The following is a 21,561-nucleotide window of genomic DNA, read 5'->3' on the forward strand; positions in this document are numbered from 1 at the left end:
ACAATCCCCCCTCTCCCGCCATTCGCCATCGCCCATGACGCCCGATCTCGTCGAACGCCGCCTGCTCGCCCCCGCCGGACTGGACAGCGGAGGGCTCGAGCGTGCGTTCGGCACGCTGCTCGGCCCCGGCGTCGACTTCGGCGACCTCTACTTCCAGCATTCGCGCCGCGAGAGCTGGACGATGGAGGACGGCATCGTCAAGGAAGGCGCGCACTCGATCGAGCAGGGTGTGGGCGTGCGCGCCATCAGCGGCGAGAAGACCGGCTTCGCCTACTCCGACGAGATCAACGGCGAGGCGCTGCTGACCGCCGCGCGCACCGCGCGCGCGATCGCCCGCGACGGCCGCAGCGAATCGCCGCGGCAGCTCGTGCGCGTGGGCGAGCGCACGCTGTATCCGGCGCTCGATCCGGTCGACCGCATCCCCAACGAGGAAAAGGTCGAGACCCTCCGTCGCATCGACCGCCTGCTGCGCGCCGCCGATCCGCGCGTGAAGCAGGTGGTGGTGAGCCTGGCCGGCGGCGTGGACACCGTGCTGATCGCGCGCAGCGACGGCGTGCTCGCCACCGACGTGCGCCCGCTGGTGCGGCTCAACGTGCAGGTGATCGTCGAGCAGAACGGCCGTCGCGAGAGCGGCTACACCGGCGGCGGCGGACGTTACGGCTACGACGTGCTGCTGCGCGGCGACAAGCCCGAACAATGGGCGCGCGAGGCGCTGCGGCAGGCGCTGGTGAATCTGGAGGCGGTCGACGCGCCGGCCGGCGTGATGCCGGTGGTGCTCGGCAGCGGCTGGCCGGGCGTGCTGCTGCACGAGGCGGTGGGCCACGGCCTGGAGGGCGACTTCAACCGCAAGGGCACCAGCACCTACGCCGGCCGCATCGGCCAGCGCGTCGCCGCGCCGGGCGTGACCATCGTCGACGACGGCACGCTCGCCGGCCGCCGCGGTTCGCTCAACGTCGACGACGAGGGCACGCCGACGCAATGCACCACGCTGATCGAGGACGGCGTGCTGGTCGGCTACATGCAGGACACGCTCAACGCGCGGCTGATGGGGATGGCGCCCACCGGCAACGGCCGGCGCGAATCGTTCGCGCACCTGACCATGCCGCGCATGACCAACACCTACATGCTGGCCGGCACCCACGATCCGCAGGAGATGATCCGCTCGGTCAAGCGCGGCCTGTACGCGGTCAACTTCGGCGGCGGCCAGGTCGACATCACCAGCGGCAAATACGTGTTCTCGGCGACCGAGGCCTACCTGATCGAGGACGGCCGGATCACCGCGCCGGTCAAGGGCGCGACGCTGATCGGCAACGGCCCGGAGACGATGCAGCGGGTGCGCATGATCGGGCACGACCTGACGCTCGACGAGGGCGTGGGCGTGTGCGGCAAGGACGGCCAGAGCGTGCCGGTGGGCGTCGGCCAGCCCTCGCTGCTGATCGACGGGCTGACCGTGGGCGGGACGCAGGCGTAGTTCGCCGGCAGCACGGCGCAGGCGCGCCTGCGCCAAGTCGCAGGAGTGGCCTTAGCTGCGACCGGGACGCCTGGAGCATCCATCGCGGCCGAAGCCGCTCCCGCGGTCAGCCACCGCTATCGTCGTCCGTGTCCGTGTCCGTGTCCGCGTCCGTCGCGCTCTCCGTCCCGACCACCAGCAGCGCCCTCAGCTCGCGGAACAGCTCGCGGTAGGCGTGCGGCGGCTTGTTGAGCCGGCGTTCCTGCAGCGCGTTGCGCACGAGCTGGCGCAGATGCTGGCGGTCGGCGCGCGGGTGCTGGTCGAGCAGTTGCGCCAGCGCCTCGTCGCCGCCGTCGAGCAGGCGCTCGCGCCATTGCTCGACGCGATGGATCGCCGCCACCTCGCGCCTGGCGGTCTCGCCCTGCGCGTCGAGCGCATCGCGGATGGCGTGCAGGGTCTCCTCGTCCTCGCGCCGCATCTGCTTGGCGAGGTACGCGAGCTGGCGTTTGCGCGCGATGTGCGAGGTGATGCGGCGGGTCTCGACGATATGCGGCAGCAGGGTGTCCGGGATCGGCAGCCGTGCGAGCTGGGCATCGCTGAGCGAAGCCAGGCGCTCGCCCAGCTCCAGCACCTCCAGCGCCTCGCGCCGCTGCTGGCTGCGGCTGGGGCCGAAATACTCGCCGGTGTCGGGGTCTTTGCCGCGCATGGTGTGTGGACTGGATAAGGCCTGCACGGAGCGCGGCGGAGGTTTCTGCAACAATCCGCATCCGCGCGTGCGTTGCCGGAACGCCAAAGGATAAGCCATTGAACGCGACCGACCTTGCTTTCGCCGATCACAGCCGCGAGCGGCTCGACGCGCTGGCCGTGCTGGCCGACCGCGTGCTGTCCGAATGCCGCGGCCGCGGCGCCGATCAGGCCGAGGTGACCTGCACCGAGGACACCGGCCTCAACGTCAGCGTGCGCATGGGCGAGGTCGAGACGGTCGAATCCACGCGCGATCGCGGCGTCGCCGTCACCGTGTACTTCGGTCGGCGCAAGGGCAGCGCGAGCACCGCGGACCTGCGCGAGGAGAGCCTGCGGGCGACGGTCGAGCAGGCATGCGCGATCGCGCGCCACACCGAGGACGACCCCGCCGCCGGTCTCGCCGAGCCCGAACTGATGGCGCGCGAGACGCCGGAGTTCGACACCTGGCATCCGTGGACCCTGGATGCCGACCGCGCGATCGACCTCGCGCTCGCCTGCGAGGCCGCCGGGCGCGAGCTCGACCGGCGCATCGCCAATTCCGACGGCGCCTCGCTCGGCACCGGCAGCAGCCTCGGCGTGTACGCCAACACGCACGGCTTCGTCGGCCGCGAGCGCAGCACGCAGCACAGCCTCGGCTGCGCACTGATCGCCGGCGAAGGCGATGCGATGCAGCGCGACGGCTGGTACAGCCTCGGGCTGGCCGCGGACGATCTGGAGCGGCCGGAGGCGATCGGCCGGCGCGCCGCCGAGCGCACGGTCGCGCGGCTGGATCCGCGTCGCATTCCCACCGGCGAATACCCGGTGCTGTTCGCCGCCGAAGTCGCGCGCTCGCTGATCGGCCATTTGCTCGGCGCGATCTCCGGCAGCGCGCTGTACCGCCGCGCCAGCTTCCTGCTCGACAGCCAGGGGCAGCGCCTGTTCCCCGACTGGTTCGCGATCCACGAGCGCCCGCACCTGCGTCGCGGGCTGCGTTCGAGCGCGTTCGATGCCGAGGGCGTGGCCACGCGCGAATCGGCGATCGTCGAGGCGGGCGTGCTGCAGCGCTACGTGCTCAGCAGCTACTCGGCCCGCAAGCTCGGCCTGCGCACCACCGGCAACGCGGGCGGCGTGCACAACCTCGACGTCGCGCCCAATGCCGGCGACCTGCGCGCGCTGCTGCAGGGCATGGGCCGCGGCCTGCTGGTCACCGAGCTGATGGGGCAGGGCGTCAATGCGGTGACCGGCGACTACTCGCGCGGCGCGGCGGGGTTCTGGGTCGAGGGCGGCGAGATCCGCCATGCGGTCGACGGCATCACCATCGCCGGCAATCTCAGGCGCATGTTCGAGAGCATCGAAGCGGTCGGTTCGGATGTGGACACGCGCTCGCACGTGCGCACCGGGTCAATCCTCGTCGGCAGGATGACCGTGGCCGGCGAAGCGTGATGCTTGACACTTCGGGGCACCGGGTCGAGAGTGGCCGTCAGGCCGGCAGGGGGCCGGCCGCACCGATCAGCCACTACGGGGACACCCATGAACGACATCAACCCTGGCGCCTCGACCGACGCCAGCTCCGACGACCGCACCGTCGCGCTGCTGACCCATCTGTCGGGCATCCTCTTCAACTTCGTGGTCCCGTTGATCGTCTGGCTGATCAACAAGGACAAGGCGGAGAAGGCGTTCCTCAACGATCAGGCGAAGGAAGCGCTCAACTTCAACCTGACGCTGCTCGCGATCTACATCGTGCTGCAGGTGCTGACCGCCATCACGCTCGGCCTGCTCGGCCTGCTCACGGTGCCGCTGATGTTCCTGCTGTGGATCGTGTCGGTGGTCTTCTACATCATCGCCGGCATCAAGGCGAACAACGGCGAGCGCTACCGCTATCCGTTCGCGTTCCGCCTGATCAAGTAAGCGCGCGCGATGCGACACCCGAAGGCCCGGTCGTCCGGGCCTTCGTTGTTCTGGGCGCTCAATGGCTGCGCGTGAGGGTGAATTCCGCCAGCGCGCGCAGGGCGTCGGCGCGCGCGCCGAGCGCGCCCAGTTCGGCGTCCATCGCGGCGCGCAGCTCGTCCAGCCGCGCGCGCGAGGCCTGCATGCCGAGCAGCGCGGGGAAGGTCGCCTTCGCCTGCGCCTCGTCCTTGCCGGCGGTCTTGCCGAGCGTGGCGCTGTCGCCTTCGACGTCGAGGATGTCGTCGCGCACCTGGAACGCGAGGCCGAGCGCCGCGGCGAAACGGTCGAGCCGGGCCAGCGCGTCCGCATCGGCACCGCCGCACAGCGCGCCCATCCGCACCGCGGCGCGGATCAGCGCGCCGGTCTTCATCGCGTGCAGCCGCTCGAGCTCGGCGAGCGTGACCGACGCGGCCGCGCCGGTGGCGTCGAGATCGAGCGCCTGCCCGCCGCACATCCCGGCCACGCCCGCGGCGCCGGCCAGCGTGTCGATCAGCGCCACGCGCAGCGCGGCATCGCCGGGCGCGCGCGCCAGCGTCGCGAACGCCAGCGCCTGCAGCGCGTCGCCGGCGAGGATCGCGGTGGCCTCGTCGAAGGCCACATGCACGGTCGGCTGGCCGCGGCGCAGCGCGTCGTCGTCCATCGCCGGCAGGTCGTCGTGCACCAGCGAGTAGGCGTGGACCAGTTCGACCGCCGCGGCGGGCGCGTCGAGCAACGGCTCCTCGGCGCCGAACGCGGCGCCGGCGGCGTAGACCAGCAACGGGCGCATGCGCTTGCCGCCCAGCAGCACGGCGTGCCGCATCGCGCCGTGCAGGCCGTGCGGGGAGTCGGCGGGGTCGGGCAGGGCACGCGCGAGCGCGGCATCGGCGCGCGCGCGCCAGGCCGCGAAGCGGGGGTCACGCATCGGCGGCGAAGGGCTCGGCGCTGCCGGGGTCCTGCGGATCGGTCAGCAGGCGCACGCGCAGTTCGGCCTGCTCCAGCGCGGTCTGGCACTTGCGGTAGAGCCCGACGCCGCGCTCGTAGGCCGCCAGCGACTCCTCGAGCGTGAGGTCGCCGTGCTCCATCTTCTCCACCAGCCGTTCCAGCTCGTCCAGCGAGCGCTCGAAATCGGCGACGGCGGAGGTGGAGGAGGTTTCGGCGGGCATGGCGCGAAGTGTGCGGGTGCGCGGGGCCGGGGGTCAATCGCCTCGCGCGTGGCAGCGGGCGTTGCCTCTGCAGCCGAGCCCGTCGCGGCTGAAACCGCTCCTGCGGCTTGGCGACTGTAAGAGCGCTTGAGCCGGGACCGGAACAGCGGCGAGCCCGCCTCCGGCGGCGCCTACGGCGGCGTCCAGCGCAGGCGCGCGCCGTGGTCGCGCAGCCAGGCGTCGAACGGCGCGGCGTAGAGCAGGTCCGCCACCGCCAGCACGCGGTCCTCGCCGTCGCACAGCAGCGGCAGGCGCGCGCGCTCCCACGGCGGCACGCCGAGGGACTGCAACACGTGCTTGAGCGCGTGCGAATGCGTGCGCCCCGGCAGCGCGATGCGTTCGCCGCCGCGGCGGGCGCGGGCCGTGAGCGGTACCGGAAGCGCAGGCGCGCCTTCGAGCGTCAGCGCGCCGCCGTCGGGCAGCACCAGCGGCAGGCGGCCGTCCCACGGCGCTTCCCAGCGTGCGGGCAACGGCGCGTGCTCCGCTTCGGCGTGCAGCAGGTCGCGCCAGGCGCGCACCACCGCGCCGGACCAGGCGAACGCGGCTTCGGCATCCTGGCGCGCCGGCAGCAGCTCGGCCTCGATCCGCGCCAGCCCCTCGGCCGGCAGCGGCGGCAGGTGCAACGCCGCGAGCCAGCGCCGCAGCACGCGCGCGCGGCGCGGCGCCGGCAGCCGGCGCAGGGCGTCGCGCGAGAGCGCCTGCGGATCGGCGGTGCGCACCGCGGCCAGCGCGCGCGCGTCTTCCTCGTCGAGCAGGTCGGCGGCCTCGGCCGCCAGCGCGGCGGCGCGCGCCAGCGGGACGTCCGCCTGCGGCCAGCGTTCGCGCAACAGCGGCAGCACGCGCTGGCGCAGGAAGTTGCGGTCGAGGGTGACGTCGGCGTTGGACGGGTCGTCGATCCAGCGCAGCCCGTGCGCCTGCGCGTAGGTCAGCAGCTCGGCGCGCGAGAGCTCCAGCAGCGGCCGCCACACCGCGCCGCGCGCCAGCGGGCGCCACGGCCGCATCGCCGCCAGCCCGTCCACGCCGGAGCCGCGCAACGCGCGCAGCAGGAAGGTTTCGGCCTGGTCGTCGCGGTGGTGGGCGAGCGCCAGCACCTCGCCTTCGCCCAGGTGCTCGGCGAACGCCGCGTAACGCGCGCGCCGGGCGGCGGCCTCGGGGCCTTCGCCGCCGTCGCGCCGCACCTGCACGCGCACGCTGGCGAACGGCACCTGCCATTCCGCGCACAGCGCCTCGCAGTGCGCCTCCCAGCGCGCGGCGTCCGGGTGCAGGCCGTGGTGCACGTGCAGCGCGCGCACGGCGTGGCCGGCCGCCTTCAGCGCGTGCAGCAGGACGGTGGAATCCAGCCCGCCGCTGAAGCCGACCACCACCCGCTCCACGGGCTGCGGCGGGGGCGGCAGCGGCAGGGTCGGGGGCATCGCGCCCGGCGCGGCTTACGCGGCCTCGTAGGCGCCGTAGCCGCGGAAGCGCCGGTAGCGGCGGTCCACCAGCTCGTCCAGCGGCGCCTGCTGCAGCGCGTCGAGTTCCTTCAGCAGCACCGCCTTCAGCCGGATCGCCATCTGCCGCGGGTTGCGGTGGGCGCCGCCGATCGGCTCGCGCACGATCTTGTCGATCAGCCCCAGCTCGTGCAGGCGCTTGGCGGTGATCGCCATCGCCTCGGCGGCGTCCTGCTTGCGGTCGGCGGTCTTCCACAGGATCGAGGCGCAGCCTTCCGGCGAGATCACCGAATAGGTGCTGTATTCGAGCATCAGCGTGCGGTCGCCGACGCCGATCGCCAGCGCGCCGCCGGAGCCGCCTTCGCCGATCACGGTGCACACCACCGGCGTGCGCAGCTCGGCCATCTCCAGCAGGTTGCGGGCGATCGCCTCGCTCTGGTTGCGCTCCTCGCTGTCGATGCCGGGGTAGGCGCCGGGGGTGTCGATGAAGGTCAGCACCGGCAGGCCGAAGCGCTCGGCCAGTTTCATCAGCCGCAGCGCCTTGCGGTAGCCCTCCGGGCGCGGCATGCCGAAGTTGCGGCGGACCTTCTCGCGGGTGTCGCGGCCCTTCTGGTGGCCGATCACCATCACGCTGCGGCCGTCGATGCGGGCGAGGCCGCCGACGATCGCCGGGTCGTCGGCGAACATGCGGTCGCCGGCCAGTTCCTGGAACTCGTCGCACATCACCCGCAGGTAGTCCAGCGTGTACGGCCGCGCCGGGTGGCGGGCCAGTTGCGAGACCTGCCACGGGCTGAGGTCGCGGAAGATCTGCGCCGTGCGCTGGCGCAGCTTGTCCTGCAGGGCGTGGATCTCGGCGTCGATGTCGACCGCCGGGCCGCTGCTGGCATGCCGCAGCTCCTGGATCTTGGCCTCCAGGTCGGCGATGGGCTGCTCGAAGTCGAGGTAATTCGGATTCATCCGCAGGTTCGTCGGGCGGAAAGGGCGACAGTCTAGCCCACAGCCGGGGGCCGTACCGAGGCGTGCGGATGGACGCCGGTATCGCGCCGATCGCGGGCAGATGCCCGCATGCTCGGGCCCGTGGCGGGGCGCCGCGAGCCGCGCCCGCCGGCCGGATGCCCGCTGCGACGCGTCAGCCCGCGCGTACCGCGCCGCCGTACAGCGGGCGGGCGTGCTCGTCGTGCAGCGCGGGCACGATGTGCCGGATCAGGGTGCGCTCGGCATCGGCGATGGCGACCGCCACCGGAATGCCCAGCCGGTGGGACAGGTAGAACGCCTCGCTCCTGGCTGCCGCCGACGCCTGGGCGAGCGAGGGGAAGACTTCGGCGCTGATGGCCGAGTCGATCGGGCGGCCGACGAAATCGCGTTCGAGGAGCTGGACGGTGTACACGCGACGCTCCGGTGCAGGGGGAATGCCCCGGACCCGCATCCGCGTCCTGCGGCGGCCATGTCCCTTGCGGCGGCGTCCGTGCCGTGCAGGGCCGTGCGTCCGGGGCCCGCACAGCTTGCAAACGCGGCGGCGGGGCCGCCATCGGCCGATGCCGCGGCGTCGCCTCGGAAAAGTCCGAGCGCCGTTCGCCGCGGTTCAGTCGGCCCCGGCCTGCGCGGTGCAACATCGACACGGACCGAATGCCTGGAGACGCCCCCATGAAGCGCCTGCTCCCGCTCCTGCTGCTCGCGCTCGCCGCGACCGGCGCCGCGCAGCGCGACGCCGAACGCCTGGCGCTGTACCGCGCGCATGCCGGCGCGCCGGTGGACAGCATCCGCTACTTCGGCCGCCTGGACGGCTGGACGCCGCTCGGCGACGACGCGCTGGCGCTGTGGACCCGGCCGAACGAGGCCTGGCTGGTGGAGCTGCAGGGCGGCTGCCCGGATCTGCCGTACGCCTACGGCATCACCGTCAGCCAGCAGCTCAGCCGCATCCACGCGCGCTTCGACCGGATCCACGTCGTCGCGCCTTCGCCGACGATGCGCATCCCGTGCTTCATCCGCGAGATCCGCCCGCTGGACGTGAAGGCGCTGCGCGCGGCCGAGCGCGAGCGGCGCAAGGCCGAGGCGGCCGAACGCGCTCAGGCCTCGGGCGGAACGTAACCGGCCGGTTTCTCGGCGCCGCCGCCGAACAGGAACTTCGCCATCTCGCCTTCGAGGAACGCCCGGTGCTGGGGGTTCATCGGCGAGAGCCGGTTCTCGTTGATCAGCATCGTCTGGTGCGCGAGCCACGCCTGCCACGCGCCCTTGCCGATGTGGGCGAACACGCGCCGGCCGAGCTCGCCCGGCCAGGGCACGAAGTCCAGACCCTCGGTTTCGCGCTGTTCGTACTGGCAGAAGACGGTGCGTGGCATGGTCGTCTCGCGGTCGGGCCGAGGCCCGAAACTGGGGGCGCGCAGGTTAACCCGCAACGTGCGCCGGCGCCTCAGCGCGCGGGCCGCAGCAGCAGGCGATGGCGTGCGGGCCCCGGCAGGAACGGGGTTGGCCGTCCGCGCACCCAGTCGTCGTGGCCGGCGCCCCAGAACGGCGAAAGCGGATGGCCGCTCTGGCCGCCGGGCATGTGCACGATGCCTTCGGCCTCGCGGCCCGGCGCGACCACCATCCGCTCGGACGCGCCGAACGCCGGTCCCTGCACGCGCGGCATCGCCGAATCGCCCGGCAGCGGTTCGCGCGGCATGCACAGCAGGCGCTCGCCGAGCAGCGGGATCGCGCCCGCCAGCGGATGGCAGATGCGCGCGGTGTTGCGTTCTCCCCAGTCGCGCTCGCCCAGCGGGCCCTGCGCGGCCAGCTCGTCGCGCACCTGCCGCGCGGCGTCCTCCAGCAGCGCATCCCAGCCGCAGGGGCGCGCGGGCGAGGTACAGGCGAACCGGCGTGGCAGCAGGTGCCCGGGACGCTGCGTCAGCAGCGGCCACACCACGCCCTCGAACTGCGGCAGCTCCGGCATCTCGAACGCCTCGCCCAGCGCGGCCTGCGCCGGCGCGGTGAGGCCGTCGGCGATGCGCTCGTGCACCGCCAGGCGCCACGCGCGCACGATGCGGTAGCTCACCGACGACGGCGCGGCGCGGCCGTCCCAGCGCGCCGCGGCCGCGGCCAGCGCGCGCAGCGCGGGCGCGTCGGGGCGCGCGGCGCTGTCGTGCAGCAGGCGCCACCAGCGCTCGAGGAAGACCGCGCGGTCGTCGAGCTGGATCGCGAGCAGCGCGCGCTCGTCGAAGCGCGCCCGCGCCTGCAGCGCATCGCGGATCTGCCGCGCGCGCGCGCCGAGCGCGTAACCGCCGTCGCCGGCGCGGGCGAGCGCCTCGCCGTCCACCAGGCGGTGGTTCGCGGTCCACAGCCGGTCCGCGGCGATCACCGGCAACGTCGCCTCCGGCGCATAGCCCCATGGCGCGCATGCGGCCGCCGTGTGGGTGGACAGACGCATGCACGCGGCATCGCGCTGCGGCACGCCGCCGATCCAGCGCCAGGCGGTGCGGCCGTAGCGGTCGGCCACCAGCAGGTTCTGGGTGGGAATGCGCGTGCGCGCGGCCACGGCGAGGGCGTCGTCGACGTCGGCCGCGCGCGCCATCCCGAGCAGGCCGAAGTTCAGCGAATCCGGCAGATGCGCGGTCCAGCGCAGCGCCAGCACGCGGCCGTCGGGCGCATCGTGCAGCACGGGGCCCCATGCGGTCTCGCGCACGTCGAACGCGACCGGCGCCGCGCCGGCCACCTCGATGCGTTCGCGATGGACGGCGACCGGCGCGCAACCGGCTTCGACACGATGGCCGCACGGACGCAGCAGCGCGAAATCCGCGGTGTCGACATAGCTGTTGGTGAAGCCCCAGGCGACGTGGCCGTTGCTGCCGACGATCACGCCCGGTAAGGTGAAGCCGGCGACATCGACGCGGCCGCCGGGCGCGGCCGGATCGGCGTAGCGCAGGCGCGCGCGGAACCACAGGTTGGGGGCGCGCAGCCCCAGGTGCATGTCGTCGGCGAGGATCGCGCGGCCGTCGCCGGTGAGCGCGCCGGATACCGCGAAGCTGTTGCTGCCCGGCGCGCGAGGCTCCTTCAGGCGCGCCGGCCGCGCCTGCTCCGGGGCGGGCAGGGTGCGCAGGTCGAGGCGCTGCGGCGGCGGCAGCACCGCATCGCCGTGCGGCGCGCCCTGCAGCGGCGCGTCCCAGCTCGATGCGCCGTGCGTCAGCAGCGCGAACAGCGGCGGCGGAAGATGCGGCTCGATCCGCCACAGCGCATGCTCGCGCCGGTTGCGCGCGTCCTGCAGGTCGAAGTACATGGCGTAGGCGACCAGGGCGCTGTCGGCGTCCTGCCAACGTGCCGGCGTCTGCCGCAGCACCAGGTACGGCCACGGCGTGCGGTCGAGGCCGGCGAGGCCCGCGTTGACGCCTTCGCCGTAGGCGCGCAGCAGCGCGGCGTTCTCCGCGCCGATCGCGCGCAGATGGCGCTGCACGCGTGCGCGCATGCGGTGAACGCGCTGGGCGCGGTCGTGGTCGAGCGCGCGCGCGCCGAACAGCGCGGCCAGCTCGCCGGCCGGCGCGCGCCGCAGCAGGTCCATCTCGAAGAAGCGTTCCTGCGCGTGCACGTAACCGAGCGCGCGCAGGGCATCGGCCGCGTTGGCGGCGTCGATCGTCACCACGCCGAGCGCATCGCGTTCGATCCGCACCGGCGCGGACAGACCGGCGAGCGCCGCCTCGCCGTCCAGACGCGGAAGGCTGCCGCGCATCGCCCACCACGCCGCGAGCGTGGCCAGCGCCACCGCGGCCAGCAGCGCCAGCGCGCCGCGCCGAAGCCATGTCCTCATCGCGTCCGTCTCCCCGTCGCCCGCAGCGAGCTTAGCCGAGCGTGCCTGCGGCTTGCGCGCCGGCGCCGGGTCGTGCAGTCTCGGCGCATGCGTCTCCTTCCGGCCCGCGCCCGCTCGAACCACCCCGCCTCCCGCGGCGCGCGCGCCGTTGCGCTGAACAATCGAAACGCGAACGCCAGCCTCCCGCGGGCCGGCGATCAGCGCGCGTAGTTCCACCGCACACGCTCATCGACCCCGAAGCCCGCGCCGCAAGCGCGGGCTTCTTCGTTTCCGCCCGGAGAAAAGCCCATGTGTTCGATCCTCGGAGTGTTCGACCTTCGTTCCGGCGCCGACCTGCGCGGTTTGCGCCCGCTCGCGCTGGCGCTGTCCGCGCGTCAGCGCCATCGCGGTCCCGACTGGTCCGGCGTGCATGCCGAACCGCGCGCGCTGCTGGTGCACGAGCGGCTGGCCATCGTCGATCCGGAAGGCGGCGCGCAACCGCTGAAGTCGGCCGACGGCGCCCTGGTGCTGGCGGTCAACGGCGAGATCTACAACCACCGCGCACTGCGCACGGAATGGCACGACTACGCCTTCCAGTCCGGGTCCGATTGCGAAGTGATCAACGCCGCGTACCGCGGCGGTGGCGATCCGGTCGATTGGCTGCCCCGCCTCAACGGCATCTTCGCGTTCGCGCTGTGGGATGCCGGGCGCGGGCACGTGCTGATCGCGCGCGATCCGCTCGGCGTGTGCCCGCTGTACTGGGGTCACGACGCCGACGGCCGGCTGTGGGTGGCTTCGGAGATGAAGGCGATCGCGCGCGTCTGCGACGACGTGGCGCCGTTCCCGCCCGGCCATGTGTACGACAGCGAACGCGGCGAGCCGGTGCGCTACTACCACCGGGCGTGGCGCGACTATGCGGCCACGCGCGGCGTGGAGGTTCCCGCGGACGAGCTGCGCGCGGCGTTCGAGGCCGCGGTGCATCGGCAGCTCATGAGCGACGTTCCGTACGGCGTGCTGCTCTCCGGCGGGCTCGATTCCTCGCTGGTCGCCGCCTGCGCCGCGCGCTTCGCCCGCCAGCGGATCGAGGACGACGACCGCAGCGAGGCCTGGTGGCCGCGCTTGCATTCCTTCGCCATCGGTCTGGAAGGCTCGCCTGACCTCGCCGCCGCGCAGACCGTCGCCGACGCGCTCGGCACCGTGCACCACGGCTTCCGCTTCACGCTGGAGGAGGGCATCGACGCGCTGCCGGAGGTCATCCGCCACATCGAGAGCTACGACGTCACCACCGTGCGCGCATCCACGCCGATGTTCCTGCTGGCGCGGCGAATCCGCGCGATGGGCGTGAAGATGGTGCTGTCGGGCGAGGGCAGCGACGAGATCTTCGGCGGCTACCTCTACTTCCACAAGGCACCGAGCGCGGAAGAGTTCCACGCCGAGACCGTGCGCAAGCTCGACGCCCTGCATCAGTACGACTGCCTGCGCGCCAACAAGGCGATGATGGCCTGGGGCGTGGAAGCGCGCGTGCCGTTCCTCGATCTCGAATTCCTCGATGTCGCCATGCGCATGGACGCGGCCCACAAGATGGTGCGCCCGGGCCGCATCGAGAAGGCGGTGCTGCGCGAGGCGTTCGCCGGCGCGCTGCCCGACGCCATCCTGTGGCGCCAGAAGGAGCAGTTCAGCGATGGCGTCGGCTACGGCTGGATCGACGGCCTGAAGGCGCACGCCGAGCGCGTCGTCAGCGATGCGGAGTTCGCGCAGGCCGCCGAGCGCTTCCCGATCAACCCGCCGCAGACCAAGGAGGCGTATCTGTATCGCGCGATCTTCGAGCGCTTCTATCCCGGCGACGCCTGCGCGCGCACGGTGCCGGGCGGCAAATCGATCGCCTGCTCGTCGCCGGCCGCGATCGCGTGGGATGCCGCGTTCGCGCAGCAGGCGGATCCGTCCGGACGCGCGGTGAAGGATGTGCACCACGCCGCGGCGTGAGCGGTCGCCGTGCGTATGCAGGCACGCACGCGCCGCGCTACGGCTGGCAGTCCACCGCGATCGAGGCGACGGTGTCGCCGGCTGCCGCGATCCGCAGCCAGCAGTACACCTCGGAACCGTAGTACTCATAAACGCGGCCGCCGGCGCGATCGGCGATCCGCGGCTCGCCGTAGAGCGTTCGCATGCGGTCGAGCGGGTCGCCGGGGCAGAGCCGTCGCGGCGTGCAGGCGCGCGGGCCGGTCGCGTGCAGGGCGGAGACCTCGTTTTCGCTGAAGCTCACCGTGAGCTCCGGGTACTCGTAACGCAGCGCGAGGCGGGCGGGATCGTCGATGACGCGATGAGGCTCGCCCAGCAGCGCGCGCACCCGCCCGGGCGGGTCGCCGACGGCGACGCCGGCGAGGGACAGCTCGCCGCCCGGAATCGGCGCGTCTTGCGCCCAGACGGCAGCGGGCAACAGCAGCGCGGTCAGCACGAGGATGCGCACGATCGTTCGGGGTCCGCACGTCGGCACGCCATCGTGCCGGCTGGCGCGTGACGGCGGGGGCAGCGCTGCGGGTGCGGGCCGCCGCGCCGCGCGCGGTCAGCGGCGCAGGCGATACACCACGGTGTCGAGCGCGGTCACCCCTTCCTCGACGAACTTCGGCTGCTGGTCGAGGATCGCGCGACGCTCGAGCACCTCGACCGCCCAGTCGCGGCCGTACAGGGCGCGCACTTCCGCTTCCGGCACGGTGAACGGCGGACCCTGCTTCTCGTGCGGCGGGTATTCGAGCGTGATCAGCAGGCCGGCGCAGCCGGCGGGCAGGCGCGCGTACAGCTCGTGCACGTAGCGCCGGCGCATGTCCGGCGGCAGCGCGATCAGCGCGGCGCGGTCGAACACGGCGGCGCAATCGTGCAGGGCGGCCTCGTCGAGCGCGAACGCGTCGCCGCAGATCAGCTCGACGCGATCGCTCCGGTAGTGGTGGCCATAGCGCGAGGCGGCGACGCTGCAGCGCAGCCCGTTCTCGTCGAAGAACTCCTCGACCGCGGCCCGCGACAGCTCCACGCCGAGCACCCGGTAGCCCTGGCTCGCCAGCCACAGCATGTCCAGCGACTTGCCCGCCAGCGGCACGAACACGCGCGCGCCCGGGGCGAGGCCGAGCGCGGGCCAGTGCTTGAGCATCAGCGGCGTCGGCCTGTCCTGGTGGAAGCCGATCTGCTTCTGCTGCCAGCGTTGCAGCCAGTAGTCGGGTTGCATGCGGCGCTTTCCTCGTGGCGGATGAGGCGGTGGACGGAGGGACGATGGCGACGAGGTCCGACACCCAACACGTAGCCCGGGTAAGCGAAGCGCACCCGGGGGACTGCGCACCCCGGACGCGGCCTGTGGCCTTATCCGGGCTACGACCGGCCCTCGCTTCGCGCTGCCGGTGCGGCCGCCATCATTCGGTGCCGAGCCCCTCGACCTTCTGCCACCCGCGCGGCAGCAGCCCGCCGCGGGTGGCGCGGGTGCCGAGGTAGGCGTCCAGGTCCTTCCACGCCAGCGTCATCGTGCGGCTGCCGGACTTCACCACCAGCGCGCCGCCGGGCGCGACCGCGGCGACCGCGACCACGCGCTCGGTGCCGAGCTTGGCCTTCGGGATCTCGATCAGCTTGTTGCCCTTGCCCTTGTCGAGCTCCGGCAGTTCGCTCACCGGGAACACCAGCAGGTGGCCGACGTTCGTCACCACCGCGAGGCGGTCCTGTTCGAGGTCGCCCACCGGCGCCGGCTGCAGCACGCGCGCGCCGGGCGTGAGCGAGAGCATCGCCTTGCCGGCCTTCTGGCGGCCGAGCAGGTTCTCGAAGCGGGTGACGAAGCCGTAGCCGTGCGAGCTCGCCAGCACGAAACGCTGCTCGCCCTCGCCGCTGGCCAGGGCCTGGAACGACGCGCCCGCGGCCGGGGTGAAGCGGCCGGTGAGCGGTTCGCCGTTGCCGCGCGCGGACGGCAGGGTGTGCACGAACGTCGAGTACGCGCGCCCGGTGGAATCGAGGAAGGCCACCTGGTGCGTGCTGCGCGTGCGCACCGCCGCCAGCAGCGCATCGCCCTCGCGATAGTTGAGCGCGGCGGCATCGACGTCGTGGCCCTTGGCCGCGCGTACCCAGCCCTTCTCGCTCAGCACGACGGTCATCGGTTCGCTGGCGACCAGTTCGGTCTCCGACAGCGCCTGCGCCGCCTCGCGCGCCACCAGCGGCGAGCGGCGCGCATCGCCGAACTTCTTCGCATCCGCCAGCAGTTCGTCCTTCACCAGCTTCTTCAGCTTGGCGCGGCTGGCGAGGATGGCGGTGATCTTCTCGTGCTCGGCCTTGAGCTCGGCCTCCTCGCCGCGGATCTTCATCTCCTCCAGGCGCGCGAGCTGGCGCAGCTTGGTCTCGAGGATGTAGTCGGCCTGGTCCTCGCTGAGGGCGAAGCGCGCCATCAGCACCGGCCTGGGCTCGTCCTCGGCGCGGATGATGCGAATCACCTCATCGAGGTTCAGATACGCGATCAGCAGGCCTTCCAGCAGATGCAGACGGCGCTCGACCTTTTCCTGCCGGTGCTTGAGCCGGCGCGTGACGGTGTCCAGCCGGAACGTCAGCCACTCCGACAGCAGCGCCTTGAGCGGCTTCACCTGCGGCCGGCCGTCCAGGCCGATCACGTTGAAGTTGATGCGGTAGCTGCGTTCCAGATCGGTGGTGGCGAACAGGTGGCCCATCAGTTGCTCGGCATCGACGCGGCTGCTGCGCGGCACCAGCACGATGCGGATCGGATTGGCGTGGTCGGATTCGTCGCGGATGTCCTCCAGCCACGGCAGCTTCTTGGCGCGCATCTGCTGCGCGATCTGCTCGATCACCTTGCTCGGCGAGACCTGGTAGGGCAGCGCGGTCACCACCAGGTTGCCGTGCTCCTTCGTCCAGGTGGCGCGGCAGCGCACGCTGCCGGTGCCGGTCTCGTACATCTCCACCAGCTCGTGCGCGGGGGTGATGATCTCGGCGGTGGTCGGGAAGTCCGGGCCGCGGATGTGCTCGCACAGGTCGCGCACGGTGGCGTCGGGGTCGTCGAGCAGGCGCACGCAGGCGCTCACGACCTCGTTGAGGTTGTGCGGCGGGATGTCGGTCGCCATGCCGACCGCGATGCCGGTGGTGCCGTTGAGCAGCAGGTGCGGCAGGCGCGCGGGCAGCCAGCTCGGCTCCTCGAGTGTGCCGTCGAAGTTGGGCGTCCAGTCGACCGTGCCCTGGCCGAGCTCGCCGAGCAGCACCTCGGCGATCGGCGTCAGCTTGGCCTCGGTGTAGCGCATCGCCGCGAACGACTTCGGATCGTCCGGCGAGCCGAAATTGCCCTGGCCCTCGATCAGCGGATAGCGGTAGGAGAACGGCTGCGCCATCAGCACCAGCGCCTCGTAGCAGGCCGAGTCGCCGTGCGGGTGGTATTTGCCGATCACGTCGCCGACCGTGCGCGCGGCCTTCTTCGGCTTGGCCGCCGCATTCAGCCCCAGCTCGCTCATCGAGTAGATGATCCGCCGCTGCACCGGCTTGAGGCCGTCGCCGAGGAACGGCAGCGCGCGGTCGAGCACCACGTACATCGAGTAGTCCAGATACGCGCGCTCGGCGTACTCGCGCAGCGGGATCTGCTCGAAGCCGTGGAAGGCGGGGCGAACGGATTCGGTCATGCCAAAGGCCCGGAAGACGGCGGAGCCGGCGATTCTATCGGCCGCTTCGCGCCAGGTGCCGTGCCGGATCGGCGGCCCTGCGCACGGCCGGGCCGCCCGCACGGGAACCTGACCGGCACCGCCGCGACGGCGTTGACAACGCCGCCGCCGCACCGCATCATGCGCGCCCTCGCACCGCTCGCGGTGCGGCCGCAACCAGGCCCAGGTGGCGGAATTGGTAGACGCACTAGTTTCAGGTACTAGCGGGTAAAACCGTGGAGGTTCGAGTCCTCTCCTGGGCACCACGATTCAGACGCGCTCCGTGACGGAGCGCTCCCGGAAACCCGCGCATGGCGCGGGTTTCTTGTTTCCGGAGCCCCCTGCGTCCTTTCAACCCGCGGCAGGGTTCTTCAGGTCGGTAAAGGCGGGCGCCGTCCTGGCGGCCCGGGCTACCGTCTGATCGGGCGGGATCGGGCCTCAGGGCGCATGCCCGGCGCGCCGCTGCCGCATCACGCGGCCCAGCACCTGCGACAGCTCCTCGACGGTGAACGGCTTGCGCAGCAGCGGCCAGCGCAGCTCGCCGCCGGCGGCGAGGGTGTGGCTGTAGCCCGTGGCCAGCACCACCGCCAGCTCGGGGTGGCGCCGCTCGACCTCGCGCGCGAACTCCAGTCCGTCCATGCGGCCGGGCATGACGATGTCGGACAGCACCACGTCGAACGCCGCGTCGGCGGCCAGGCGCTCGAGCGCGGCCAGCGGGCACTCGAGCCATTCGACCTCGCAGCCGAGGTCTTCCAGCACGTGGCTGATCGACTCGCCGACCTGGCGGTTGTCCTCCACCAGCAGGACGCGGCCCGGCTGCGCGCTTCCGGCGATGCGCGCGGTGCCGGCCTCGGGCGTCGGCTCGCGCGCGTCGCGTTCCGACTTCGGCAGGTACAGGGTGAACGCGCTCCCATCGCCGAGGCGGCTTTCCACCACGACCTCGCCGCCGGACTGTTTGACGAAGCCGTAGACCTGGCTGAGGCCCAGCCCGGTGCCGCGGCCGACCTCCTTGGTGGTGTAGAACGGTTCGAAGATGCGCGGCAGCACGGCCTCGGGGATGCCGCAGCCGGTGTCGGCGACGCGCACGGCGACGAACGGCCCGCGGCGCGGCCCATCCGCACCCGGCAGCAGGTCGACCGGCTCCACCTGGATGCGCAGGGTGCCCTTGCCGTCCATCGCATCGCGCGCGTTGACCGCAAGGTTCAGCAGCGCGGTGTCGAACTGGTTGGGATCGGCTTCGACGCAGCAGGTGTCCTCGGCCACCTGGACGTCGAGCACCACGCGCGAGCCGACCGTCGCCTGGAGCAGATCGAGCGAGCTGCGTACCCGCTCGCCGGCGTCGAACACCTCCGGCTGCAGCGGCTGGCGGCGGGCGAAGGCGAGCAGTTGGCTGGTGAGCTTGGCCGCGCGGTCGACGGTCTCGCGGATCGCGTCGAGGTAGCGCGCGCGCCGCTCCGGCGCCAGATCGTGCTGGCGCAGCAGGTACAGCGATGAGCGGATCACGGTCAGCAGGTTGTTGAAGTCGTGCGCGACGCCGCCGGTGAGCTGGCCGATCGCCTCCAGTTTCTGGCTCTGGCGCAGCGCCTCCTCGGTCCGCGCGCGCACCGCCACTTCCTGCTGCACCCGCTGCTCCAGCGTCTCGTTGAGCTCGCGCAGCTCCTGCTCGTAGCGTTTGCGCTCGGTGATGTCGGCGACCACGCCGACGAAGCGCACCGCGCGCCGCCGCTCGCCATCGCCCTCGGCGATCGCCCGGCCCTTGGCCGCGACCCACCGCTGCCGGCCGTCCTGCAAACCGACGACGCGATACTCGACGTCGAAACCCTCGTCGTCGCCCGCGCCGAGCGTGCGCTTCACCAATGCGTCGACGCGCTCGCGGTCGTCCGGATGCAGGCTGCGCAGGAACAGGTCGTAATCGACCGCGGCCTCGGGCGGCAGGCCGTACAGCGTCTTGGCGCGGGCGTCCCAGACCAGTTCGCCGGTCAGCGGGTTGTAGTCCCAGGTGCCGATCGCGGCCGCTTCGGTGGCCAGGCGCAGCCGCGCTTCCGAATCGCGCAGCCGCATTTCGATCTCGCGCCGCTCGTCGATGTCGATCACCGAGCCGATGAAGCCGAGGAAGCGGCCGTCGTCGCCGAAGCGCGGCGCGGCGCTGTCGATCACCCAGCGGTAGCGGCCGTCGGCGCGGCGCAGGCGGTACTCGACGCGGAAGCCGCGCTGCTGCCGGTTGGCGTCGAGGAAGTGGCGTTCGGCCTCGCCGCGGTCGTCCGGATGCACCGCATCCAGCCAGCCGAGCCCGTGGCCCTCGCCGCCGGACTGGCCGGTGAAGCGGTACCACTGCCGGTTGAGGTAGGTGCAGCGTCCGTCCGCATCGGTGAGCCACATCATCACCGGCGCGTGGTCGGCCATGTTGCGGAAGCGCGCCTCGCTCTCGCGCAGCGCGCTTTCGGCGCGCAGGCGGTCGGTGATGTCGACGAAGGTGCAGATGGCGCCGCGCACATGGCCGTCGATCACGATCGGGCTGGCGCGATATTCGACCGGAAAGGCGCGGCCGTCGCGGGTGTGGAAGAGTTCCCCGATCACGTGCGCCGGCGTGCCATCCACCGCGCAGCGCGAGATCGGACAGTCGCGATGGTGGTATGGCGTGCCGTCGGCGTGCGTGTGGTGGATGAGGTAATGCAGGTGGCGGCCGATCACCTGCTGTTCGTCGTCGAAACCGAGCATGCGCAGGAAGGCGGCGTTGCACAGCGTGGTGCGACCGTCCTCGTCGATCGCGTAGAAGCCTTCGTCGGCGGCGTCGATCAGCTTGCGCAGCCAGGCGCGGCTTTCGGCCAGCGCCTGCTCGGCGGCCTTGCGCTGGCTCAGGTCGAGCATGGCGCCGATCATGCGCACGCCGCGGCCGCTCTCGTCGCGCAGCACGTAGCCGCGGTCGAGCACGTCCGCCCAGGTGCCGTCGCCGCGGCGGAAGCGGTACTCGGCCGACCAGTGCGAACCGCCGCCCTCGATCACCGCGAACAGCGACTGGTTCACGGCGTCGCGGTCCTCCGGATGCAACTGCTCGGACCACCATTCCACGCCCGGCGGCACGTGCGCCGGATCGTGCCCGAACGCGGTCAGCAGCGATTCGTTCCAGAGGATGTGGTCGTGCACGAGGTCCCAGTCCCACACCGTGTCCTGGGTGGCGCGCAGCACCAGGCTCAGGCGCTCGAGGGTTTCGTGCAGTTGGCGCTCGCGCGCCTTCTCTCCGGCGATGTTGCGGACCTCGATGATGGTGCCTTGCGGCTGGCCATCCACCAGGATCGGCGATGCGGTGAACGCGACCGGGTAGAAGCTGCCGTCGCGATGCACGAACACTTCCTCGCCCTGCATCTGCGCGCGCTCGGGGAAGGCGCGGTCGATCGGGCATTCCGCCAGCGGGTAGGGGCGGCCGTCGGGGCGGGTGTGGTGCACGACGTCGTGCAGCGGGCGTCCGCGCGTCTCCTCCAGGCTGTAGCCGGTGAGCGTCTCCGCGGCCTGGTTCATGTAGACGCACTGCTGGCGTTCGTCCATCTGGAAGATCGCCATCGTCGTGTTGTTGAGGATGGCGTCCAGCCGGCGCGTGGCGTCCGCGAGCGCCTGTTCGTGCCGCTTCGATTCGGTGAGGTCCAGCCCGATGCCGACGAAGCCGGCGAACATCCCCTGCGCGTCGTGGCGGGGAAGCGCCTCGCAGCGGAGCCAGCGCTCGCCCCCGTCGGTGCGTACGCGGAACTCGATCCGCAACGGCTGCCGGTCGCGCCGCGCGCGCTCGCTGCACTGGGTGAGGCACTGCAGATCCTCCGGGCGCCCCACCTCGCGCCAGCGCGCCTCGAACAGCGTGCCGACGCCGCCGAACAGCCGCTGATAGCGCCAGTTGGCGAATTCCACCCGGCCCTCGGCATCGGAGATCCACATCAGCGCGAGCGTGTTGTCCGCCATCAGGCGAAGCTGCTCCTCGCTGGCGCGCAGCCGCTCCGCCGCGCTGCGGCGCTCGGTGATGTCGGAGAACGCGACCGCGATGCCGCCGTCGGGCAGCGGCGCGGCGCGCATCTCCACGAAGCGTTCGGGCCGCGCCATCGAGCGGGTCTCGAAGGAGATCGGCACGCGGTCGCGGAGGACGCGGCGGTAGGCGCATTCGAACATGCTGCCGCGCGCTTCCGGGAACGCGTCCAGCAATCGCTGGCCGATCACGTCCTCGCGGCGGCGACCGAAGAAGCGCTCGGCGCTGGCGTTGAAGACGGTGAAGCGCCAGTCGGCGTCGAGCGCGTAGAAGCCGTCGGAGACGCTGTCCAGCAGGACGTGGAGGTCGGCCCCGCCGCCCGCCGCCCGCTGCGCCTCGTAGTCGCCCACCGCGATGCCCCCTTGCCGATACGGAAACCTTCCGTCGCCCTGCCCGCTTGCGCGCGGC

The 21,561-nt window shown here is 72.4% G+C and carries 17 protein-coding genes and 1 tRNA gene; 6 read left to right on the forward strand and 12 right to left on the reverse strand.

Going from position 1 to position 21,561, the window contains the following annotated elements; all coding sequences use genetic code 11:
- Positions 1-34: 34 nt before the first annotated feature.
- Positions 35-1,471 carry a metalloprotease TldD gene (tldD, locus tag FQY64_RS09120; protein ID WP_146473956.1) on the forward strand — a complete coding sequence of 479 codons (1,437 nt, stop codon included), beginning with the start codon at positions 35-37 and terminating at the stop codon, positions 1,469-1,471.
- A 106-nt stretch (positions 1,472-1,577) separates the two neighbouring features.
- Here the strand turns inward: tldD and yjgA are convergent, their stop codons facing one another.
- Complete coding sequence (gene yjgA / locus FQY64_RS09125; RefSeq protein WP_146473957.1) at positions 1,578-2,156, reverse strand: ribosome biogenesis factor YjgA; 579 nt, start codon at positions 2,154-2,156, stop codon at positions 1,578-1,580.
- Positions 2,157-2,254: 98 nt separating this feature from the next.
- Here yjgA and pmbA point away from each other — a divergent pair, with 98 nt between their 5' ends.
- Both pmbA and FQY64_RS09135 read left to right on the forward strand, forming a co-directional pair.
- Complete coding sequence (gene pmbA / locus FQY64_RS09130) at positions 2,255-3,616, forward strand: metalloprotease PmbA (RefSeq protein ID WP_146473958.1); 1,362 nt, start codon at positions 2,255-2,257, stop codon at positions 3,614-3,616.
- Positions 3,617-3,703: 87 nt separating this feature from the next.
- Positions 3,704-4,081: a DUF4870 domain-containing protein gene (locus tag FQY64_RS09135; RefSeq protein WP_146473959.1), complete on the forward strand. Its 378-nt coding sequence runs from the start codon at positions 3,704-3,706 to the stop codon at positions 4,079-4,081.
- A gap of 58 nt (positions 4,082-4,139) precedes the next feature.
- Here the strand turns inward: FQY64_RS09135 and FQY64_RS09140 are convergent, their stop codons facing one another.
- From FQY64_RS09140 to FQY64_RS09160, 5 genes are all read right to left on the reverse strand, one after another.
- Entirely contained in the window at positions 4,140-5,021 is an 882-nt protein-coding gene (locus FQY64_RS09140; RefSeq protein ID WP_146473960.1) for a polyprenyl synthetase family protein, read from the reverse strand.
- Positions 5,014-5,262, reverse strand: coding sequence for an exodeoxyribonuclease VII small subunit (locus FQY64_RS09145; protein ID WP_146473961.1), 249 nt, complete (start codon positions 5,260-5,262; stop codon positions 5,014-5,016). The genes FQY64_RS09140 and FQY64_RS09145 overlap by 8 nt, the downstream gene beginning before the upstream one ends.
- A 170-nt stretch (positions 5,263-5,432) precedes the next feature.
- The gene (tilS, locus tag FQY64_RS09150) at positions 5,433-6,713 is read right to left on the reverse strand and encodes a tRNA lysidine(34) synthetase TilS (protein ID WP_146473962.1); all 1,281 of its coding nucleotides are present in this window, start codon (positions 6,711-6,713) and stop codon (positions 5,433-5,435) included.
- Positions 6,714-6,728: 15 nt separating this feature from the next.
- The gene (locus FQY64_RS09155; protein ID WP_146473963.1) at positions 6,729-7,688 is read right to left on the reverse strand and encodes an acetyl-CoA carboxylase carboxyltransferase subunit alpha; all 960 of its coding nucleotides are present in this window, start codon (positions 7,686-7,688) and stop codon (positions 6,729-6,731) included.
- 172 nt (positions 7,689-7,860) lie between these two features.
- Positions 7,861-8,118, reverse strand: a complete 258-nt coding sequence (locus tag FQY64_RS09160; RefSeq protein WP_146473964.1) for a hypothetical protein — start codon at positions 8,116-8,118, stop codon at positions 7,861-7,863.
- Positions 8,119-8,375: 257 nt separating this feature from the next.
- Between FQY64_RS09160 and FQY64_RS09165 the strand changes: the two genes are divergently transcribed.
- Entirely contained in the window at positions 8,376-8,819 is a 444-nt protein-coding gene (locus FQY64_RS09165; protein ID WP_146473965.1) for a DUF6491 family protein, read from the forward strand.
- On the opposite strand, the gene FQY64_RS09170 is transcribed toward FQY64_RS09165, so the two are convergent.
- On the reverse strand, positions 8,798-9,070 hold the full coding sequence (locus tag FQY64_RS09170; RefSeq protein ID WP_146473966.1) for an oxidative damage protection protein: 273 nt from the start codon (positions 9,068-9,070) through the stop codon (positions 8,798-8,800). The two genes, FQY64_RS09165 and FQY64_RS09170, sit on opposite strands and share 22 nt — an antisense overlap.
- 71 nt (positions 9,071-9,141) lie before the next feature.
- Complete coding sequence (locus FQY64_RS09175; RefSeq protein ID WP_146473967.1) at positions 9,142-11,505, reverse strand: penicillin acylase family protein; 2,364 nt, start codon at positions 11,503-11,505, stop codon at positions 9,142-9,144.
- Between the two features lie 288 nt (positions 11,506-11,793).
- Between FQY64_RS09175 and asnB the strand changes: the two genes are divergently transcribed.
- Positions 11,794-13,467 (forward strand): asparagine synthase B, encoded by a 1,674-nt coding sequence (gene asnB, locus FQY64_RS09180; RefSeq protein ID WP_146473968.1) that lies wholly within the window; start codon positions 11,794-11,796, stop codon positions 13,465-13,467.
- A gap of 37 nt (positions 13,468-13,504) precedes the next feature.
- Here asnB and FQY64_RS09185 read toward each other — a convergent pair whose 3' ends face one another.
- From FQY64_RS09185 to parC, 3 genes are all read right to left on the reverse strand, one after another.
- Positions 13,505-13,951, reverse strand: coding sequence for a hypothetical protein (locus FQY64_RS09185; protein ID WP_146473969.1), 447 nt, complete (start codon positions 13,949-13,951; stop codon positions 13,505-13,507).
- Between the two features lie 96 nt (positions 13,952-14,047).
- Positions 14,048-14,701, reverse strand: coding sequence for a thiopurine S-methyltransferase (locus FQY64_RS09190; RefSeq protein ID WP_146473970.1), 654 nt, complete (start codon positions 14,699-14,701; stop codon positions 14,048-14,050).
- A gap of 181 nt (positions 14,702-14,882) precedes the next feature.
- A complete protein-coding gene (gene parC / locus FQY64_RS09195) occupies positions 14,883-17,126 on the reverse strand; it encodes a DNA topoisomerase IV subunit A (RefSeq protein ID WP_146473971.1) in 2,244 nt (747 codons plus the stop codon).
- A gap of 199 nt (positions 17,127-17,325) precedes the next feature.
- Here parC and FQY64_RS09200 point away from each other — a divergent pair.
- A tRNA-Leu gene (locus tag FQY64_RS09200) sits at positions 17,326-17,410 on the forward strand.
- Positions 17,411-17,582: 172 nt separating this feature from the next.
- Here FQY64_RS09200 and FQY64_RS09205 read toward each other — a convergent pair.
- Positions 17,583-21,503 (reverse strand): PAS domain S-box protein, encoded by a 3,921-nt coding sequence (locus FQY64_RS09205; RefSeq protein ID WP_146473972.1) that lies wholly within the window; start codon positions 21,501-21,503, stop codon positions 17,583-17,585.
- Between the last annotated feature and the right edge of the window lie 58 nt (positions 21,504-21,561).

The sequence above is a fragment of the Vulcaniibacterium thermophilum genome, assembly GCF_007923255.1.
In the GTDB taxonomy this organism is placed as follows: Bacteria; Pseudomonadota; Gammaproteobacteria; order Xanthomonadales; family Xanthomonadaceae; genus Lysobacter_F; species Lysobacter_F thermophilum.